Raw genomic sequence first — 17891 nt, 5'->3', positions numbered from 1 at the left:
CCTCTTCCCATGCGCTCGTTCTATCTCCTGCTGTTCCTCCTGCTTCCGCTCATGTCACTGGCGCAGACACCCGGTACCATTCGCGGCTCCGTTGTCGACTCGACAACCCGCAAGCCGTTACTGGAAGCCTCGGTATCGCTGTTGTCAGGACGCGATTCGTCGCTGGTTACGTTTGGCATTACCGATGGCGATGGGCAGTTTACGTTTACGGGTGTGAAAGAAGGCAGCTACCGGGTGCTGGTTAGTTACGTAGGCTACCGGAGTCAGGCGCGCCGGGTATCGGTTAGCGCCGACAAGCCCACAACAGACATGAGCGTCTTTGAGCTGATCGGGCAGGCCAACGCGCTGACGGAGGTGACGGTTCAGGGTGAAAAAGCGCCTGTTGCCGTAAAAGGCGACACGCTGGAATTCAACGCCGGTTCGTTCAAGACCCAGCCCAACGCCATTGTCGAGGACCTGCTCAAGAAATTACCGGGCGTGGAAGTCGCCACCGACGGCACCGTAAAAGCGCAGGGGCAACAGGTATCGAAAGTCCTGATCGACGGTAAGCCTTTTTTCGGGAACGACGCGAAGATGGCTACCCGCAACCTCCCGGCCGACATCATCGACAAAGTGCAGGTATTCGATCAGGCGTCAGAACAGTCGCAGTTCTCGGGTGTCGATGATGGTGATCGCGAAAAGACCATCAACATCACCACCAAGCGTGACAAACGCAAAGGCACCTTCGGACAGCAGTCGGCAGGCATCGGCCCCCGGCCCGGCTCCGACCCGCGTTATTCGGTTCGGGCAACGCTCAATCGCTTCAACGACGGGCAGCAGCTTTCGGTAATGGGCATGGCCAACAACATCAATCAGCAGGGCTTCACCGGGCAGGACCTCGGGCTGGGCAGTAACTTCGGTGGTGCTGGTCAGGGGCAGGGTGGCGGAGCCGGCGGGGGCGGCAACGTAATCCGGGGCGGGGGCGGTGGTGGGGGCGCCGGTTCCGGCAGCGGACAGGTTGGGAACAACGCCATTACGCAGTCCTGGGCGGCCGGACTCAACTACCGCGACGGCTGGGGCAAGAAAATCGACGTGGTCGGCAGTTACAACGCATCGAACACGAATACGCTGACCAGTCAGACGAGTCGCCGGGACAATATTCTGCCGACAACCACGACGGGCAGCACAACCCGTACCGACTCCGCCTTCGTCACAAACCGCGCCAACAACTCCGACAATACCAACACGAATCACCGCGCAAACCTCCGGCTCGACTATCGACTCGACTCGATGACGACGATTCGACTTATTCCCAGTGTATCGTGGCTGAATTCCAGCTACCAGAACAATAGTCAGTCGGCCACGTTCGGCGCGTCCGGCGATACGACCAACACGAGCCGGACCAACTACAACTCGACGGGATCGGGCTTTACGGGCAACAATACGGCGCTATTCATGCGCAAGTTTCGCAAACGGGGTCGTACGATTTCGCTGAACTGGAACACCGCCATCAACGATCAGGACAACGTCGGTTACAATATGTCTGTCAACCGGTTCAACCGGCCCAACACCCCCACCTCATCGACGGCCGTATCCACGTCGGCCGTATCTACGTCCGCAAATTCTGGTACGGCCAACGGTGGCCTGTTCGCAACGACCATCGATCAGCTTAGTCAGCAGCAGACACGGTCGATGACGAACAGCATCAACCTATCGTATACCGAGCCGCTGTCGATGCGGCAGACACTGGAGTTTCATTATTTCCTGTCGAACAACCGGAACACGTCGAATCGGACGGTGTTCGACCGAAATACCGAAACACAGCAATATGACCGGCTCAACCAGACGCTGACCAACAACTTCGATAATACGTTCATGACCAATCGGGGGGGGCTCACCTGGCAGACCAACCGACTCAAATACACCTACGCCATCGGGCTCGATGCGCAGCAGGCCACGCTCCGATCCGACAACCTGACCCGCGACGTGCTTATCAGTCGGTCGTTCAACAACCTGCTGCCCAACGCACTGTTTACGTACAACTTTGCCAAGAATCAGCGGCTGCGATTCAACTACCGCACCCGCGTCAACGCGCCGTCGATCAATCAGTTACAACCCGTACCCAACAACGTCAACCCGCTTAATATTCAACTGGGCAATCCCGACCTGCAACCGGAATACAGCCATAACCTGAACCTCAATTATAACCGCTTCAACCCGGCGACGTTCCGCAGTATGTTTGTGTTCATCAACGCCAGCCGGACCGACAACAAAATTGTCAACTCGACGACGTTCAGCAACGCGGGGGCGCAAACGACCCGACCGGTCAACACCGACGGCTATTACACCGTCAACGGTAGCCTTTCGCTGGGCCGGCCGCTCCGCTTCGATGAGCAACGCGTCAACCTGAATCTGGGTACCAACCTGACGTACAATACCGGTACAAGCTTTATCAACGACCAGGCCAACCGGTCGCAGAACTGGTTACTCACACAGAGTCTCGGTTTCAACACGAATATCAACGACAAACTCGACGTTACGCTACGGGGCGACATCACGCTGCAATCGGCGAAATACTCGCTACAGCCTCAACAGAACACGACCTTCCTGAACCAGACAGCCTCGCTCGATCTGTTCTACCAGCTCCCCTTCCGCTTCACGTTTACCAGCAACGTGCTGTTCAGTCATTACGGTGGCAGCTCGTCCTCGTTCAGTCAGTCGTTCACGCTGTGGAATGCGGCTCTGTCGCGGCAACTCTTCAAGCAGAAGCAGGGTGAGCTCCGCCTATCTGTATTCGACCTGCTGAATCAGAACCGCAGCGTCGTGCGGAACGTGACCGATACTTACGTCGAAGAAGTACAAAGCCAGGTACTCACCCAGTATTTCATGGTCAGCTTCGTTTATAACCTGCGCCGATTTGTAGCTGGCACAAGCGTTCCCTCCTCCCCCTTCGATCAGCAGAACCGGGGCAACCGGGGTAACGGTGGCAATCGCGGCTTCCGCCAGAACGACTAGCACCCACAGTCTGGCCCTAAACGGTTTTGAAAATCGTTTAGGTCTGGTCATTAGTCAATGGCTAAGGCTTGGAGTACAGCCAATACTACGCTTTTACAATTATCTATTTTACCTATAGACTGACATTAAAATAGTCCTCGTCGCTCCTTACCGTTTACTAACTAACCCCACTGAAAACCAGCTATCTACAAAAAATGGTATAAAAATTTTGTATTAAGATTGTGGAATTTGATCCCCATTTGTTTGGCATTTGTTCCACAGCGCCTTAGTTTTATGCAACCTGACTCGGTTTTAACCGCTTTCTCATGACGAAAAAAATGCTCCTGACGGCGCTCCTCGCCGGCTCGCTTGGCATCTGTAAGGCACAATCCGTACCCACCGTTACCGAAAACGTATCCACCGTAGCTGTTTCATCAACATCGGCCGAAACCACCGAAGAAACCTCGTTTTACGAACGCATTCCGCTGGTAAACGACGTCATCAGTTTCGCCAAACAACACTTATCCATCCGCTATCGCTCGGGTGGTACCACCCGCAAAGGCTTCGATTGTTCGGGTTTCACCCGGTTCTGTTATAGTCACTTTGGCATAGCACTGCCCCACTCCAGTGCCGCTCAGGGCAACGTCGGTCACTCGGTCGACAAAGGGGAGGCCCAGCCCGGTGATCTGATCCTATTTAAAGGCCACAGTTCGAAGGGAAGCCGCATTGGCCACGTCGGTATGATTACCGAAGTCATTGGCGACCAGATCAAGTTTATTCACTCGGCCTGGAACGGGGGCGTTCGCTACGACTACCTGCGGGCCGATTACTACCAGCGTCGTTTTGTTGACATCCGCCGGATTGACACGTCGATGGCCAGCAACGAATCCTAGTAGATAGATCACCTAACAAAGAGGGGCCGCTTCGACTGTCGAAGCGGCCCCTTTTGCGTTCACGCAGTATGGTTACTTATTTCTTGTCGGCGTCGTTGTACGTTACCTCGCCGAGTTGCAGGCGATTGGCGCGGTCGAACAGTTGCAGCGCTTTTTTGTACGTATCGTCGGTATTGTTAACGACCTGGAAAAATTCGTTGTTCTGCCCGGCTTTATTGCCTTTCTGATAAATCGACCGGGCGACCAGTGCCTTTATCTGATTGCGGATATAGTTTCTCGAACGCAGGTACTCTTTTTCATTGAACCGAATTCCCTCCGCCGTAGCGTCGTCAAGCAGCTTGTTTAGTTGCTGATCGGTGATGATTACCGACTTGTCGAACTCGGCAAACGGCATCTTTTCCAGCCGCTTCCGGTTCTCGTTGGTATATTCCATCGCAAACTCCCGCACGATATTTTTGCTGTAGAGCTGAATCAGGTAGTTCGTCTGCCAGGTCGAATCGCGGGGAATAAAGTAGTCGGGCGTAATGCCGCCACCGCCGTAGACAGTACGGCCATGATCGGTTTTGAACTTCAGTTTCGGATCGTTTCGAATCGAGTCGGCAATGTAGTATTCACCCCGCTTCGAGCGCAGTTCGAGATCTTTCTCGTAGTCGCCCTCCTGCCCCATCACGTACGGCTTCTGAATGCTGCGGCCACTGGGCGTGTAGTAGCGTGAAATCGTCAGGCGAAGTTCAGAACCATCGCTTAGTTGAACCGGCATCTGCACCAGCCCTTTGCCGAACGAGCGACGACCGGCGATCAGCGCCCGATCGTGGTCCTGCAAGGCACCCGCTACAATCTCCGACGCCGACGCGCTGCCCTCATCGATCAGCACTACCAGCGGACCGGATTCAAACTGTCCGGCGATGCGGGCGAACGTCTGCCGGTCGTAGCGCGTGTCTTTTCCCTTGGTATACACCAGCAGTTTGTTACCCGAGATAAACTCGTCGGCCAGGCTTGTCGCGCGGTCCATGTAGCCGCCGGGGTTGTTGCGCAGGTCCATCAGCAACTGCGTCATTCCCTTTTCCTTCAGCGACGCCAGGGCGGCCTTGAACTCATCGTAAGTCGTTTCCGAGAATCGGTTGACTTTGATATAACCCGTCTTGTTGTCGACCATGTAAACCGCATCGACGGAATAGGTCGGAATGCGTTCACGAGTGACGGTGAACACGCGCGGGTCCTTGCTGCCTTTGCGCAGGATAGTCAGTTTGACCGGTGTACCGCGCTTACCCCGGAGCGCCTTGAAGACCTGCGAATTCTCGATTTTACCACCCACCAGCGGTGTTTCATCGACCTTGACGATCCGGTCGCCACTCAGGATACCCGCCGTTTCCGACGGCCCGCCTGAAATCGGCGTCACGACGTAGACTGTGTCTTTGTAGATGTTGAACTCCACACCGATACCGTCGAAGCCACCTTCCAGCTGTGACCGGGCCGCTACGGCGTCCTGTGCGTTCAGATAAGCCGTATGCGGATCGAGTTTCGTCAGCATCTTTTCGATCGAATAATCGACCAGCTCGTCGGTATTGACCGAGTCGACGTAGTTGTTTTCGATCAGTTGCAGAATCTCGCGGTATTTGGTGTACCCCCGCCCGATTGTGTTCAGACTTTTCGTGTTGCCAAAAAAGGTAGCCCCGATCAGTATGCCGCCAGCCAGCGCGACACCTAGTAGCATGGGTAGCCGTACCGTTGCCCGATCATTGTGTATGCCTTCCTGCTGATGACGACGGGCCGCATTCTCCCGACGCAGCGCGTCCTCCTGCTTCTTTTCTTCGTGCTCCATTCGTTTGTCGGTACCTTCCGTTTGGCGTCGTATATACCCCCTAAACGTTTGAAAGGCAGCGAAATGTTTGTCAAAAGAGAGCTATCACCAAAAAAAAGAGAAGTAAGCTGAATGTCAACCCAATAGCCTGGACCGGTCCGCCGGCGCGGGTGCCCGGCAGGGCAACTGTCGGTAGCGGCAGCTATAGTAGTCTGGACGTCCACGTCCGGGTGCCCGTTAGGGCAACTGTTGATAGCGGCAGCTTTTTTAGCCGCTGTAGCCTGGACCTCCAGGTCCGGGTGCCCGTTAGGGCAACTGTTGGTAGCGGCAGCTTTTTGGGTCGCTGGCGCGCCCACCCGGACCTGGAGGTCCAGGCTACACTAGTCCAGGCTACCGAACCTGCCGCCGTCAACCGGTGTTTACCATATAGACGGAACCACGATTCGACCACCCGTCTTTTTCTGGCTGAATGCTATACCCTACTACATTAGAACACAAACTTGGTTTCGACACGATCCGCCAACGGCTGAAAGAAGCATGCATCAGTCCGCTGGGGCAGGATTACGTGGACAAAATACGGTTCACCGACAATAGTCAGCTGATCGACAAACTGCTGCGCCAAACCGACGAGTTTCGGCAGATCGTACAGTTTGAAACTGACTTTCCGAGCAGTAATTACATCGATATTCGGGCGCATCTGAGCCGTGCCCGTGTCGAAGGACTGGCGCTCAGCGAAGCCGAGTTTTTCGATATCAAGCTGGCCCTGCGTACCGTACAGGACTGTTTCCGCTTTCTGGCCAAACGCGCCGAAACCAACGCCTTTCCGTACCTGCGTGAGCTGGCCCAGATGGGCGGTACCGGCGCGACGGGCGTCGACAAAAAACTGACCGACGCGATCGAACGGGTTATCGACGACCGGGGACTTGTTCGTGACTCGGCGTCGCCCGAACTGGCGAGCATTCGTCGGCGCATTATCAGCGAACAGGCGAACCTGCGCAAACGGCTGGACAGCATCCTGCGGCAGGCCCGGCAAAATGGCTGGATACCCGATGATCTGAGCCTGACCGTACGCGGTGGGCGGCTGGTGATTCCGATTGCCGCCGAGCACAAGCGCAAGATCAAAGGATTTGTACACGACGAATCGCAGACGGGACAGACCGTGTTTCTGGAACCCGCCGAAGTATTCGATGCCAACAACGAAATCCGCGAACTGGAATACGAAGAACGGCGTGAGATCCACCGTATCCTGCTGGCGCTGACCGATCAGTTGCGCCCACACCTAGAAGAGGTTAGAAAAGCGGTTAATTTTCTGGCGCAGATCGACTTCATCCGCGCCAAAGCCAAGCTGGCCCTGCAACTCGACGCGGTTCTGCCGAAGCTGGTAGATCGTCCGTTGATCGACTGGACCAACGCCCGGCATCCGCTGCTGTTTCTCTCCTTTCAGAAACCCGTCCCTAACGCCGACGGTAGCCCTGGCGAACGTAAATCAGTCGTACCCCTCAGCGTTCGACTCGATGAAAAGGCGCGTATCCTGATTATTTCCGGCCCCAACGCGGGTGGTAAGTCGGTGGCGCTGAAAACCATTGGCCTGATTCAGTACATGCTACAGTGTGGTATGCTGGTGCCCATGGCCGACTTCTCCGAGATGGGCGTCTTCCAGAACCTGTTCATCGACATTGGCGACGAGCAATCGCTGGAAAACGACCTGAGTACCTACTCGTCGCACCTGACGGCAATGAAGCAGTTTGTTATCGGTGCCAACAAGCGGACGCTGTTTCTAATTGATGAATTTGGTACGGGTACCGAGCCGGGGCTGGGTGGCGCGATTGCCGAGTCGATTCTGGAAGAGCTGAACAAGTCGGCTGCGTATGGTGTCATCAACACGCACTATACGAACCTGAAAGTGTTCGCCGATAAAACGCCGGGCCTTGTCAACGGGGCCATGCGGTTCGATGGCGAACACCTGGAACCGCTGTACCAGTTGGAAATTGGTCGGCCGGGCTCGTCGTTTGCCTTCGAGATTGCGCAGAAAATCGGACTACCGAAAGGCGTTATCGAGCGGGCCAAGGAGAAACTGGGCAATCAGCAGGTCAACTTCGAAAAGCTGCTGAAAGAGCTGGACATCGAACGGCGCGTGTTTGCCGAGAAGAACCTGGAGATCGGTATCAATCAGCGCAAGGCCGCGCAGCAACTCGCCGAATACACCGCCCTGAAAACGCGACTCGACAACGAGCAGAAGCAACTCATCAACGACGCCAAGCAGAAAGCCAAGTCGCTGGTGCAGGAAGCCAACCAACGCATCGAAAATACGATTCGAGAAATCAAGGAAAACAAGGCCGAGCGCGAACCGACCAAGCAAGTCCGGCAGGAGCTGGAAAAATTCGACCGGACACAATTGCAGCCCGAAGCCCTGATCGTTGAGAAACCGCAGGCCGTCGAAGACGAGTTCGAAACCGACGGTGGCGTAATCGGCGTGGGCAGTTACGTCCGTATCGCCGGGCAGAACGCGATTGGTCAGGTGCAGTCGATGCGGGGCAAGGATGCGGAAGTACGCATCGGCGATCTGAAATCGAACGTAAAGCTCAACCGACTTGAAAAAGTCAGCCGGAAGGAGTTCCGCAATGCGACCGAGAAGAAAGACGATACCCCCCGCAGCCGGGGCATGGATATCAACGAGAAGATGCAAAACTTCAACTTCAACCTGGACATACGGGGTAAGCGGGGCGAGGAAGCCATCGGTGAGGTTGACCGCTTTGTCGACGACGCGCTGATGCTGGGTTTCCCCGAACTGCGCATCGTTCACGGCAAGGGCGACGGCATTCTGCGCACGCTGGTCCGCAATCACCTGCGCGGCTACAAGCAGGTCGCCCGGATGGCCGACGAACACGCCGATCGCGGTGGTGCGGGCGTGACCGTCGTGACGATGAAATAAGCTGATTTAGCCCGTACAGGAAGCCCCCTGATGACCCATTTTGGTGTTATCAGGGGGCTTCTTTCGTTGACGTAACGACAAATCTACCATCGAGCTAAATCATCACAATCTCTTCACAATACTACCTTGTTATCAGCCGTTTATTGCGTATCTTTATCCTTCTAAGTCAAGCAACAAACAACCATACTAATGCGTCGGCGGGGGCTTTCATACGCTACCCAATGACCTCAACCCGATGAAGCGAGGACGCGCGAATTCAAACCAACTTCAAATTGATTTTCTGGCGGCTTTCCGCCGGATGCTTATCAGTCTGGGCGGGCCGGAAAACCTGCCCGTCAACGAGAGCCTGTTCATGCGTATGACCGATCAGTGGGAGAACACGCAGGTGATTCCCGGCGACCTGCTGTTTCAGAAAAGCCCCGTCGAAGCGGTCGTGTTCCGGCTTAAAAAGCTGGATACCGACAGTGGTGACAACCGGATGCACTTCCCGGACGAACTGATTGCCGGCGAAATTCGCGGAGAGCAGGGTCTGACCGGCTTCTCGGCCACGTTCCGGCAGCAGGGCTGGATCATTCTGCCCGCCGAACTGTCGGCCATGTACAAAAATCTGTTCCTGAACATACTGGCGGCATCGGTTGGGCTCAACCACCTGTACACGTCGCGCGCGCAACTACTCGCCGAAGCCGAACGGGCCGCCCTGGCCGCCCTGCTACCGGAATCGGAGGTGCAGAAATTCTTTGGCCTGCGCCTGTCGAAGTTCCCCGATAGTTTCCGCAGTGAAGTAGCAAACTATTTCAACCTGCCCTTCAACTACGTGCTGAAGCGGGCCAACCACCTGGGCATGGTATCCGAGCAGGTAGTCGAAGAAACACTGAACAGCAAGCCTGCTCCGCGCGCCGTGCCGCTGCGTCGGCCATCGAGCAGCAGGGCAGCCTAACGGGCATCGGTTAAACTTTCTGTCCAGAAGCCGGTTGGTAGCTACGACAAACGTACACAACCGGCTTTTGTATTTGGTATGGTTTGGCGAATCCTGACAGGTGTTCTGATTGTACTGACTCTACTGCTCCTTGTACTACACGTTCGGGCGCGGGGAAATCGTCGGGAAGAAGAACTGACGTTGTCGACGCTCCCCAAAGCCATCACGCTGTCCAGTCAGTCATTTCCCCCCGGTGGCGACCTTCCCCTGGCCTGTAGCTGTAAAGGCTCCGGTCATTCGCCATCGCTTACCTGGAAAAGCCGCATACCGGGTGTGAAAAGCTACGCACTGCTAACCACCGACTACGACGCGGTACTGGCTCGCTTCCCAATCGCCAATTTCTCCCACTGGGTTCTGTACAATCTGCCGCCGAGCGTCCGTAGCTTACCCGAAGGCGTTACCAGTGAGCAGCTACTGTTGCTGGGCGGCAGGATCGGCGACAACGGAATGGGTGAGCAAACCTTTATTCCACCCTGCCCGCCCTTCGACCGGCACCGGTATACATTCCGGGTGTACGCACTGGACACCCGTCTTTCCTTTACCCGCCTTCCGACCCGTCAGGATCTGCTCGATGCGATGCATGGCCATGTGCTGGGCTATGGTGAACTGACCGGTTCGTTTCAACGGTGAGTCATAAAAAACCAGGGCGATGGGCTGCTGTGTTGGTAGTCAGTCGCTGCGTATAGCGGGCAGGTTCGTCCGGTTTCCTGCTTTTCGGATGTAGGGGCAAACGAGCAAGATCAGCAGTCTGATGGTCGGCGTCTGTCGTTTAGGGACTATTTTTGCCAATCGTTACAGCACTTATCCGGCTGATGGCTTTACCAACCAACTATGAAACGTTACGCATTGACGCTCCTGTGCTGGCTGACCTGGTCGGCGGTTCAGGCCCAGCTTATTCTGGGTGGCAGCGTTGTTAGTGAACAGAACTTACCGTTAGCGGGCGTTAAACTTACCGTTCAGGGGACATCGACCAGTACGTCAACGCAGTCGGATGGTTCGTTTAATCTACCAACCGATCAGCCGCTGCCGTTGACCCTGCTGGTTTCGCGAACTGGCTATGCACCGGAGCGGGTACGGGTACGCAATAGTAACTTTCGCGCAATCGAAGTCCGGCTGAAAGCGGAAGTCGTCATTCCAGAATCGACCCTTTCGTCAGCCAGCGAACCGGTCGATGAACAGGCGATCAGCGGAGTAACCGTCGAGACGATTCGCGCCCACGCTGCTGCCAACTCCCCCGCCCTATCGCCAGCCGATGCGCTGCAATACACCAACGGAGTCGACCTGCTGACGTCGAGTTTTCTGTTCAAGTCGGTAAACATGCGCGGGTTTGGCTCGACAACTAATGGGCGTGTCGTACAGCTGATCGACGGCATGGATAATCGATCGCCGGGTCTGGGATTTGGCTTCGGAAACGTGGCGGGGCTGCCCGATCTGGACGTCGAGACAATTGAGGTACGACCCGGCGCTTCGTCGGCGCAGCACGGCCCTGACGCCATACTGGGGCTGATGCAGACAACCAGTAAAAGTCCTTTCGATTACCAAGGGCTTAGCGTTCAGGCCCGGCTAGGGGCCAACAACGTGGGCAAGCCGGGCTTTGGCCCGAAAATGTATTCGGACTACGGCTTCCGCTACGCACTAGTTCTGAACGAACGTTTCGCTATCAAGGTAAACTTCCAGCGACTGACCGGTACAGACTTTATCGCCGACGATTATGCCGACCGCTCGACCACGGCCCGGCCCGGCTTCTTCGCAACAGATGCCGGTCGGAGTGGTGTTGCAACGGGTATTACCTTCCGTCCCGGCATCGACCCCAACACCAGTTTCGACTACGACGGCGTCAATATCTACGGCGATGACGTGAATAACGGGGGTGTATTCCGCTACCCGGCTACTTACGCCAACACCACACTCCAGAACCAATTTGTTACCCGTACCGGCTACCGGGAACTCGACGTGCTAGGCAACCAAGGCAAGGTGTTCAACAACCGGGCGAATGCGTCGGTACACTATCGCTTCGGCAACAGCGTCGAAGCAAGCCTGGGCTGGTATTTCGGCAACGGCAACCTGATCGAAACCAGCGCCTTTCGGAACTACATTCCCGACTACAGACGCCATCAGTTTAAAGCCGAACTCAAGGGCGACAACTTCTATATTCGTGCATACACGACGCAGCAGCAGGCCGAAGGATGGAACATTGGTCAGACGGCCCGCGCCATCAACGACAGCTGGAAATCGCTGAATCAGTGGGCGACCGAGTTCGGGCTGGCCTATGTCGAGAACAAAGTATCGATCGGTGATGCCCGCTTCACCGCCAACCGGGGCCGGTATCTGCCCGGTTCGGTCGATTTCAACCGGGTGCGCAACGCCTTTGCGACGACGTTCAACACCGATTCGATTCCCGGTCTGCCCCGAGCACGCGGGCTACGCTTTCGGGATAATTCGCAGCTGTGGCATTACGAAGGCATGTACACCGTTGCGGCCCTCAGCGAGCTGGTCGAACTGACCGTGGGTGCCAGTTTTCGCCGGTACGTGCTGGCGTCGGGCGGAACCTTGTTTGCCCGCCAGGCCAATGGGTCGGAATACACCATCGACGAAACCGGCGGGTACGTACAGGCCGCGAAAACACTGGCGTTGGGTGCGGTCACGATACGCCCACTGCTGGCTGTCCGGTACGACAAAAACCAGTTCGTCAACGGTGGTTTCACACCCCGCGCGTCGGTCGCGGTACAAGCGGGTATTCACGTATTTCGGGCTTCGTGGCAGTCGGCCTTTCGGAACCCGTCGCCCCAACAGCTATTTGGCTTAACCCCGGCCGGTATCGCCGGTGATGTGGGCGGGCTGCGTGCCGCTTACCGGGCTGCCGGACTCGATACAAACCGGGCTTACCGCCAATCCGACGCGGTTGCCTACCAGCGCAACCCGTCGACGGCGACAACGCCCCAGTCGCTTACCCTTTCCAACGCCCCACTCCAGACCGAGACAGTACGCTCTTGGGAAGTAGGCTACAAAGCGTTAATCAACGGCAAACTGGCTATCGATGCATCGCTCTTCAGCAGTCGCTACACCAACCTGATAACGCCTGAGGTATTGTATCAGCCCCTGTCGGCAACGGCTGGCGCAACGGCCCTGCTTACGCCAGCCAGCTACCGGACGCTCCTGCTAAACCGCAACAGTCCGAATGACTTCTTTGTCCGGGGTGCCAGCGTCAGCCTTGACTACAACTTCGCCAGAGGGTACACGCTCAGCGGCAATTTTACCCACCAGGTAGGCCTCGTCACCCTGCGCAACGCAGCAGGTGCTGTCCGCAACGACCTGTCCGGTACCCCCATCGTACAGCGGCCGACAAGCGATCCGGCCGTTACTCAATTGGGGCGCACCTATTTTAATTCACCTGCCAACCGCTACACGATTACCCTAAGTAATCCCTACCTGACTAACCGACTGGGGATAGCACTCGCCTACCGCTGGACCGACCGGATGTGGTACGAGCAAGGCGTTACACAGGGCGACGTGTGGGTTCCCGCCTGGGGCAGCATCGACGCGCAGTTTTCGTGCAAACTACCCGAGTTCAAGTCAGTGCTGAAACTCGGCGGCACTAACCTGTTCAACACTTACTACGCGCAGGGTTATGGCCTAGCCCGCGTCGGTGCTATGTACTACGTCAGCCTCACCTTCGACGAGCTGTTCAAGTAGAGAAAACAAACCATTGGAAAGCCAGAAGTCCGGCGTGTTAGTCTACGGTAGCTCAAGGAACCACCATATACTAACACGCCGGACCACCGTAAACCGGATTGCTGTAAACCGTAAACCGACTATTCTACCGTTACCGACTTGGCGAGGTTGCGGGGTTGGTCGACGTTGCGGCCGCGCATGACGGCGATGTCGTAGGCCAGCAGTTGCAGCGGAATCACTGACACCAATGGCATGAGCATCTCGTGTACGTTCGGGATCTCGATCGTGAAGTCGACCATGCCGGGTAACAGCGTATCGCCTTCGGTTGTGATGGCAATGACGCGCCCTTTGCGGGCTTTCACCTCCTGAATATTCGAGACGACCTTCTCGTACGAGCTGTCTTTCGTAGCGTTCACGACGACGGGCATGTCTTCATCGATCAGGGCGATGGGGCCGTGCTTCATCTCGGCAGCGGGGTAGCCCTCGGCGTGGATGTAGCTGATCTCTTTCAGTTTTAGTGCTCCCTCCAGCGCGACGGGGAAATTCAGTCCCCGGCCGAGGTAGATGAAGTTACGGGCGTAGGTAAAGATGTACGCAATCTCCTTGATCTTATTAGCCGACTGTAGCACCTTTTCCACCTTCGCGGGTATGCTTTCCAGCTCGACCAGCAACTGCCGGAACAGGGAGTCGGAGATGGTGCCTTTACGCTGAGCCGCTGCCAGCGCCATCAGTGTCAGCACCGTCACCTGCGCCGTGAAGGCTTTCGTACTGGCAACACCAATCTCGGGGCCAGCGTGTGTATAGGCACCCGCGTGCGTCGCCCGTGCAATCGACGAGCCGACGACATTACAAACGCCGAAGATGATCGCGCCTTTCGACTTCGCCAGTTCGATAGCCGCCAGCGTATCGGCCGTTTCACCCGACTGGGAAATGGCAATGACAATGTCCCCCTCTTTAATAATCGGATTGCGATACCGAAACTCCGACGCGTACTCGACCTCGACCGGGATACGGGCTAGTTCTTCGAAGATGTATTCGGCCACCAGCCCCGCGTGCCACGACGTGCCACAGCCAACGATCACGATACGTTTCGACTTCGCCAGCTTGTCCATGTAGTCGCGCAGGCCCCCGAGCTGCAACAGGCCGGCTTCAGCCTGCACCCGCCCGCGCATAGAATCGGCAATAGAGCGGGGTTGCTCGAAAATCTCCTTAAGCATGAAGTGGTCGTAGCCGCCTTTCTCGATGGCTTCCAGTTCCAGTTCTACGCGTTGCACGTAGGGCGTCGTAATCGTGTTATCGAGCGTAACGACCCGCAAATTACCGTCTTTGATAACCGCGATTTCGTAGTCGTTCAGGTAGATCACCTCCTTGGTGTACTCGACAATCGGGGTCGCGTCGGAAGCCAGGAAATATTCGTCTTCGCCCACGCCAATCACCAGCGGTGAGCCTTTGCGGGCAGCAATCAGCTGGGTCGGCTCGGCTTCGTTCATGACGACAATAGCATAGGCCCCGACCACTTCCTGCAACGCGAGCCGGACGGCTTCTTCCAGCGTACCACCGGCGTTCTCCCAGATGTCTTCGATAAACTGCCCCAGCACCTCGGTATCCGTCTGACTCGCAAAGGTGTGACCCTTGTCGAGCAATCGTTGCTTGATGGCCGCGTAGTTTTCGATGATCCCGTTATGGATGATCGCCAGTTTGCGGTGAAACGAGTAGTGCGGGTGCGCGTTGACGTCGTTGGGTTCGCCGTGGGTAGCCCAGCGGGTGTGGCCCATACCGATGTGCGACTGAACCGCTTTCCCCGCTAGTTCCTGCTCCAGTGCCGAGACCTTTCCTTTTTTCTTGTAGACGGCCAGTCCACTATCGTTCATCAGCGCAATACCGGCGCTGTCGTAGCCCCGATATTCAAGTCGTTTCAAGCCTTTAATGACAAGTGGACACGCATCGCGATGCCCCACATAGGCCACAATTCCACACATAATCAGTCTGTTAAAATAGGTTTATCAAGGTAGCTGAATCCTGAGATTCAATAGTAAAGTAATGCAAAAAGCCGGGAAACCCCGGCTTTTTGTCGTCGAATAGTATTACGTGGTAGTACGGTTAGCTCACCAACTGGTTGTACAGATTGTAGTACCGTTCGGTCACGTCTTCGTCGTCGGCGCTGTCGAATTTATGCTCCGGCAGGTCGTTCAGAATGGCGTTCAGGCTCTCGTTCGACTCCTCTTCGGCGCGAACGACCGCGTCGGCATAGGCGCAGCCGATACGGGTAAAGCCCGAGAAATCGGCGGTTTTCAGCTCAGCCAGCATCGAATCGTCAATGTCCATCATCCGGGCTTTTTCCAGAATGTCGCCGTCGAAGCGGTGCTCGAACGCGTTGTTGTAGACCGTGAACACCGACTTGGTGTCTTTGAACATCGGGTCGTTCTTGTACGTCGTTTTGAGGTACAGCGGAATCAGCGAAGTCATCCAGTCGCTGCAGTGGACGATATCCGGTGCCCAACCAAGCTTTTTCACCGTTTCCAGAACGCCTTTGCAGAAGAAAATTGCCCGCTCATCGTTATCAGAATAGAACCGGTTCTCTTTGTCGTGGAAGACATACTTCCGCTGGAAGTAATCTTCGTTGTCGATAAAATAGACCTGTAATTTTGCCGTTGGGATAGAAGCCACCTTGATAATCAACGGCTTTTCTTCGTCGCCGACGGCAATGTTGATGCCTGACAGACGAACAACTTCGTGCAACCGGTTCTTACGTTCGTTGATGAGACCGAAGCGCGGCACCAGAATTCGGATTTCCATTCCCCGCTCCTGCATGGCCTGTGGTAACTTCCGGACGAAGTCGGCAACATCGGATGTTTTCAGGAACGGATTGATTTCGCTGGCCACATAAAGAATACGTAATTTGCTCATAAACCGGGCTGGGTGTGTTAATTAGATCACCGAAAAACTTGCAAAATTATACAAATTTTTCTCGTATTTCAATACGATTTGGCCATAAAAGATAGCGATCCTGTATCATTGCAGATTCAATCCTGCCTATCGCTATGCTTCGCTTCGATACAATTGCCAGCCTCCGTCAGCATCTCGCCGGCCTGCGCGCCAACCAGTCGATCGGTCTTGTGCCAACGATGGGTGCCCTGCACGACGGCCACCTGACGCTCATTCAACAGGCCCGTCAGCAAGCCGACGTCGTGGTGTGCAGCATCTTCGTCAACCCTGTTCAATTTAACAACGCCGACGATCTGGCCCGCTACCCGCGTACGCTCGACGCCGATTGTGCCTTGCTCGAAACAGTGGGCTGCGATATTGTGTTCGCGCCCTCTGCCGACGAGATGTATCCGGAAGCCCCCAGCCTGACGCTCAATTTCGGCGCGTTAGAGACAGTAATGGAAGGCGCATTCCGCCCCGGTCATTTCAACGGCGTCGGACTGGTCGTGGCCAAACTGTTCAACATCATTCAGCCCGACAAAGCCTTTTTCGGCCAAAAGGATCTACAGCAGGTTGCCGTGATCCGCAGTCTGATTCGCAACCTGAGTTTTCCCGTTGAACTGGTCCGCTGCCCAACCGTGCGCGAAACCGACGGACTAGCCATGTCGTCCCGCAATCGTAACCTGACGCCCGACGAACGTGAGCAGGCGACAACGCTGTTTGCAGCCCTCACACTGGCCCATGACCGACTCATTGATGGACGGACACCGGCGCAGGCAAAAGCCGCTGTACGCGACTTTATGAGCGCCAAACCGACATTCCGGCTGGAATACATCGAAATTGCCAACGCTGATACGCTAATGCCCGCCGACGAGGTACTGGCACCGGGGCAGACCGCCATCTGTATTGCCGCGCACCTCGGCAAGGTCCGGCTGATCGACAATCTGGTGTTTTGAGTTAGTAGGTTGAATTAAACAATAGCCGAATTAGCAAGCTACCTTACCCCCAACCCCTTGAAGGGGGCTCAGTTCACAGACGAATAAAGCCCCCTTCAGGGGGTTGAGGGTAAGGCAAAACGACGGTTATTTTCATCAAATCAATTGACCTATCGGCCAAACAGGAGGGGGCTTCCTGCGCAGGAAGCCCCCTCCTGTTTGTTGGTCAGGCTGGCTTTTACTCCCGGATCAGCTTAACCGTTTGCTGTTGACTGGCTGTGCTGATCTGTAGCAGGTAGATACCCGGTGCGCGACCGAGTCGTACCGACGTTTTTTCAACGCCAGTCGCCTGCTCAATACGGCTGTCGCTAACGGTATGCCCGCGTCCATCGACGGCCAGAACGCGAACCGCCTGCCCTTCGACTCCGCGAATCTCCACGTCGACCGTTTCACCAATGACCGGGTTACCCAGTACGGTTACAGTCAATGGCTCGGTTTGTTCCTGCGCTCGGACCCGGCCATTGCTGGTGCAAGCCGCCAGCCAGTTGTAGCTGTAGCTCACCTCAGCACCGCTGCCCTGAATAGCCCGCAGGCTGATGACCGGGTTGTCAGTGTACAAGCGCAGGGTGTAGGGACCAGCCGACGTGGTGGCGTCGATCTCGTTGGCCACCCGGAAGCGGATGACCTCCCCCGTCAGGCCCGCGTAGTTGGGCAGCAGCGTTACCCGGCGCTCGCTGGCCGTCACCTGCTCGCAGCCGGTCAGGCTCACACTGGTAATGCTGAA

General features: G+C 56.1%; 11 protein-coding genes. 7 read left to right on the top strand and 4 right to left on the bottom strand.

Features of this window, described 5'->3' with window-relative positions:
* The first annotated feature begins 9 nt into the window (after window positions 1-9).
* Window positions 10-2994 carry an outer membrane beta-barrel protein gene (locus CLV58_RS23540; protein WP_106140330.1) on the top strand — a complete coding sequence of 995 codons (2985 nt, stop codon included), beginning with the start codon at window positions 10-12 and terminating at the stop codon, window positions 2992-2994.
* A 305-nt stretch (window positions 2995-3299) separates the two neighbouring features.
* Complete coding sequence (locus CLV58_RS23535) at window positions 3300-3866, top strand: C40 family peptidase (RefSeq protein ID WP_106140292.1); 567 nt, start codon at window positions 3300-3302, stop codon at window positions 3864-3866.
* A gap of 76 nt (window positions 3867-3942) precedes the next feature.
* On the opposite strand, the gene CLV58_RS23530 is transcribed toward CLV58_RS23535, so the two are convergent.
* Complete coding sequence (locus tag CLV58_RS23530; protein ID WP_245882439.1) at window positions 3943-5580, bottom strand: S41 family peptidase; 1638 nt, start codon at window positions 5578-5580, stop codon at window positions 3943-3945.
* Window positions 5581-6136: 556 nt separating this feature from the next.
* On the opposite strand from CLV58_RS23530, the gene CLV58_RS23525 reads away from it, so the two are divergent.
* From CLV58_RS23525 to CLV58_RS23510, 4 genes are all read left to right on the top strand, one after another.
* A complete protein-coding gene (locus tag CLV58_RS23525; protein ID WP_106140290.1) occupies window positions 6137-8599 on the top strand; it encodes an endonuclease MutS2 in 2463 nt (820 codons plus the stop codon).
* A 235-nt stretch (window positions 8600-8834) separates the two neighbouring features.
* Window positions 8835-9536, top strand: a complete 702-nt coding sequence (locus CLV58_RS23520; protein ID WP_106140289.1) for a hypothetical protein — start codon at window positions 8835-8837, stop codon at window positions 9534-9536.
* Window positions 9537-9614: 78 nt separating this feature from the next.
* Window positions 9615-10205: a YbhB/YbcL family Raf kinase inhibitor-like protein gene (locus CLV58_RS23515; protein ID WP_106140288.1), complete on the top strand. Its 591-nt coding sequence runs from the start codon at window positions 9615-9617 to the stop codon at window positions 10203-10205.
* Between the two features lie 201 nt (window positions 10206-10406).
* Window positions 10407-13268, top strand: a complete 2862-nt coding sequence (locus CLV58_RS23510) for a TonB-dependent receptor plug domain-containing protein (RefSeq protein WP_106140287.1) — start codon at window positions 10407-10409, stop codon at window positions 13266-13268.
* Between the two features lie 119 nt (window positions 13269-13387).
* Here the strand turns inward: CLV58_RS23510 and glmS are convergent, their stop codons facing one another.
* The gene (gene glmS, locus CLV58_RS23505; protein ID WP_106140286.1) at window positions 13388-15226 is read right to left on the bottom strand and encodes a glutamine--fructose-6-phosphate transaminase (isomerizing); all 1839 of its coding nucleotides are present in this window, start codon (window positions 15224-15226) and stop codon (window positions 13388-13390) included.
* Between the two features lie 121 nt (window positions 15227-15347).
* Window positions 15348-16154: a glycogen/starch synthase gene (locus tag CLV58_RS23500; RefSeq protein WP_106140285.1), complete on the bottom strand. Its 807-nt coding sequence runs from the start codon at window positions 16152-16154 to the stop codon at window positions 15348-15350.
* A 134-nt stretch (window positions 16155-16288) separates the two neighbouring features.
* Between CLV58_RS23500 and panC the strand changes: the two genes are divergently transcribed.
* Window positions 16289-17128: a pantoate--beta-alanine ligase gene (gene panC, locus CLV58_RS23495; RefSeq protein WP_106140284.1), complete on the top strand. Its 840-nt coding sequence runs from the start codon at window positions 16289-16291 to the stop codon at window positions 17126-17128.
* 217 nt (window positions 17129-17345) lie between these two features.
* Here panC and CLV58_RS23490 read toward each other — a convergent pair.
* Window positions 17346-17891 (bottom strand): T9SS type A sorting domain-containing protein (locus CLV58_RS23490; RefSeq protein WP_146141521.1); only part of this gene is annotated, 546 nt, incomplete at its 5' end.

Source organism: Spirosoma oryzae (assembly GCF_003002825.1).
Lineage (GTDB): Bacteria > Bacteroidota > Bacteroidia > Cytophagales > Spirosomataceae > Spirosoma > Spirosoma oryzae.
The sequence above is the reverse complement of the archived record's forward strand: the minus strand, read 5'-3'. Positions and strand labels throughout refer to the sequence as shown.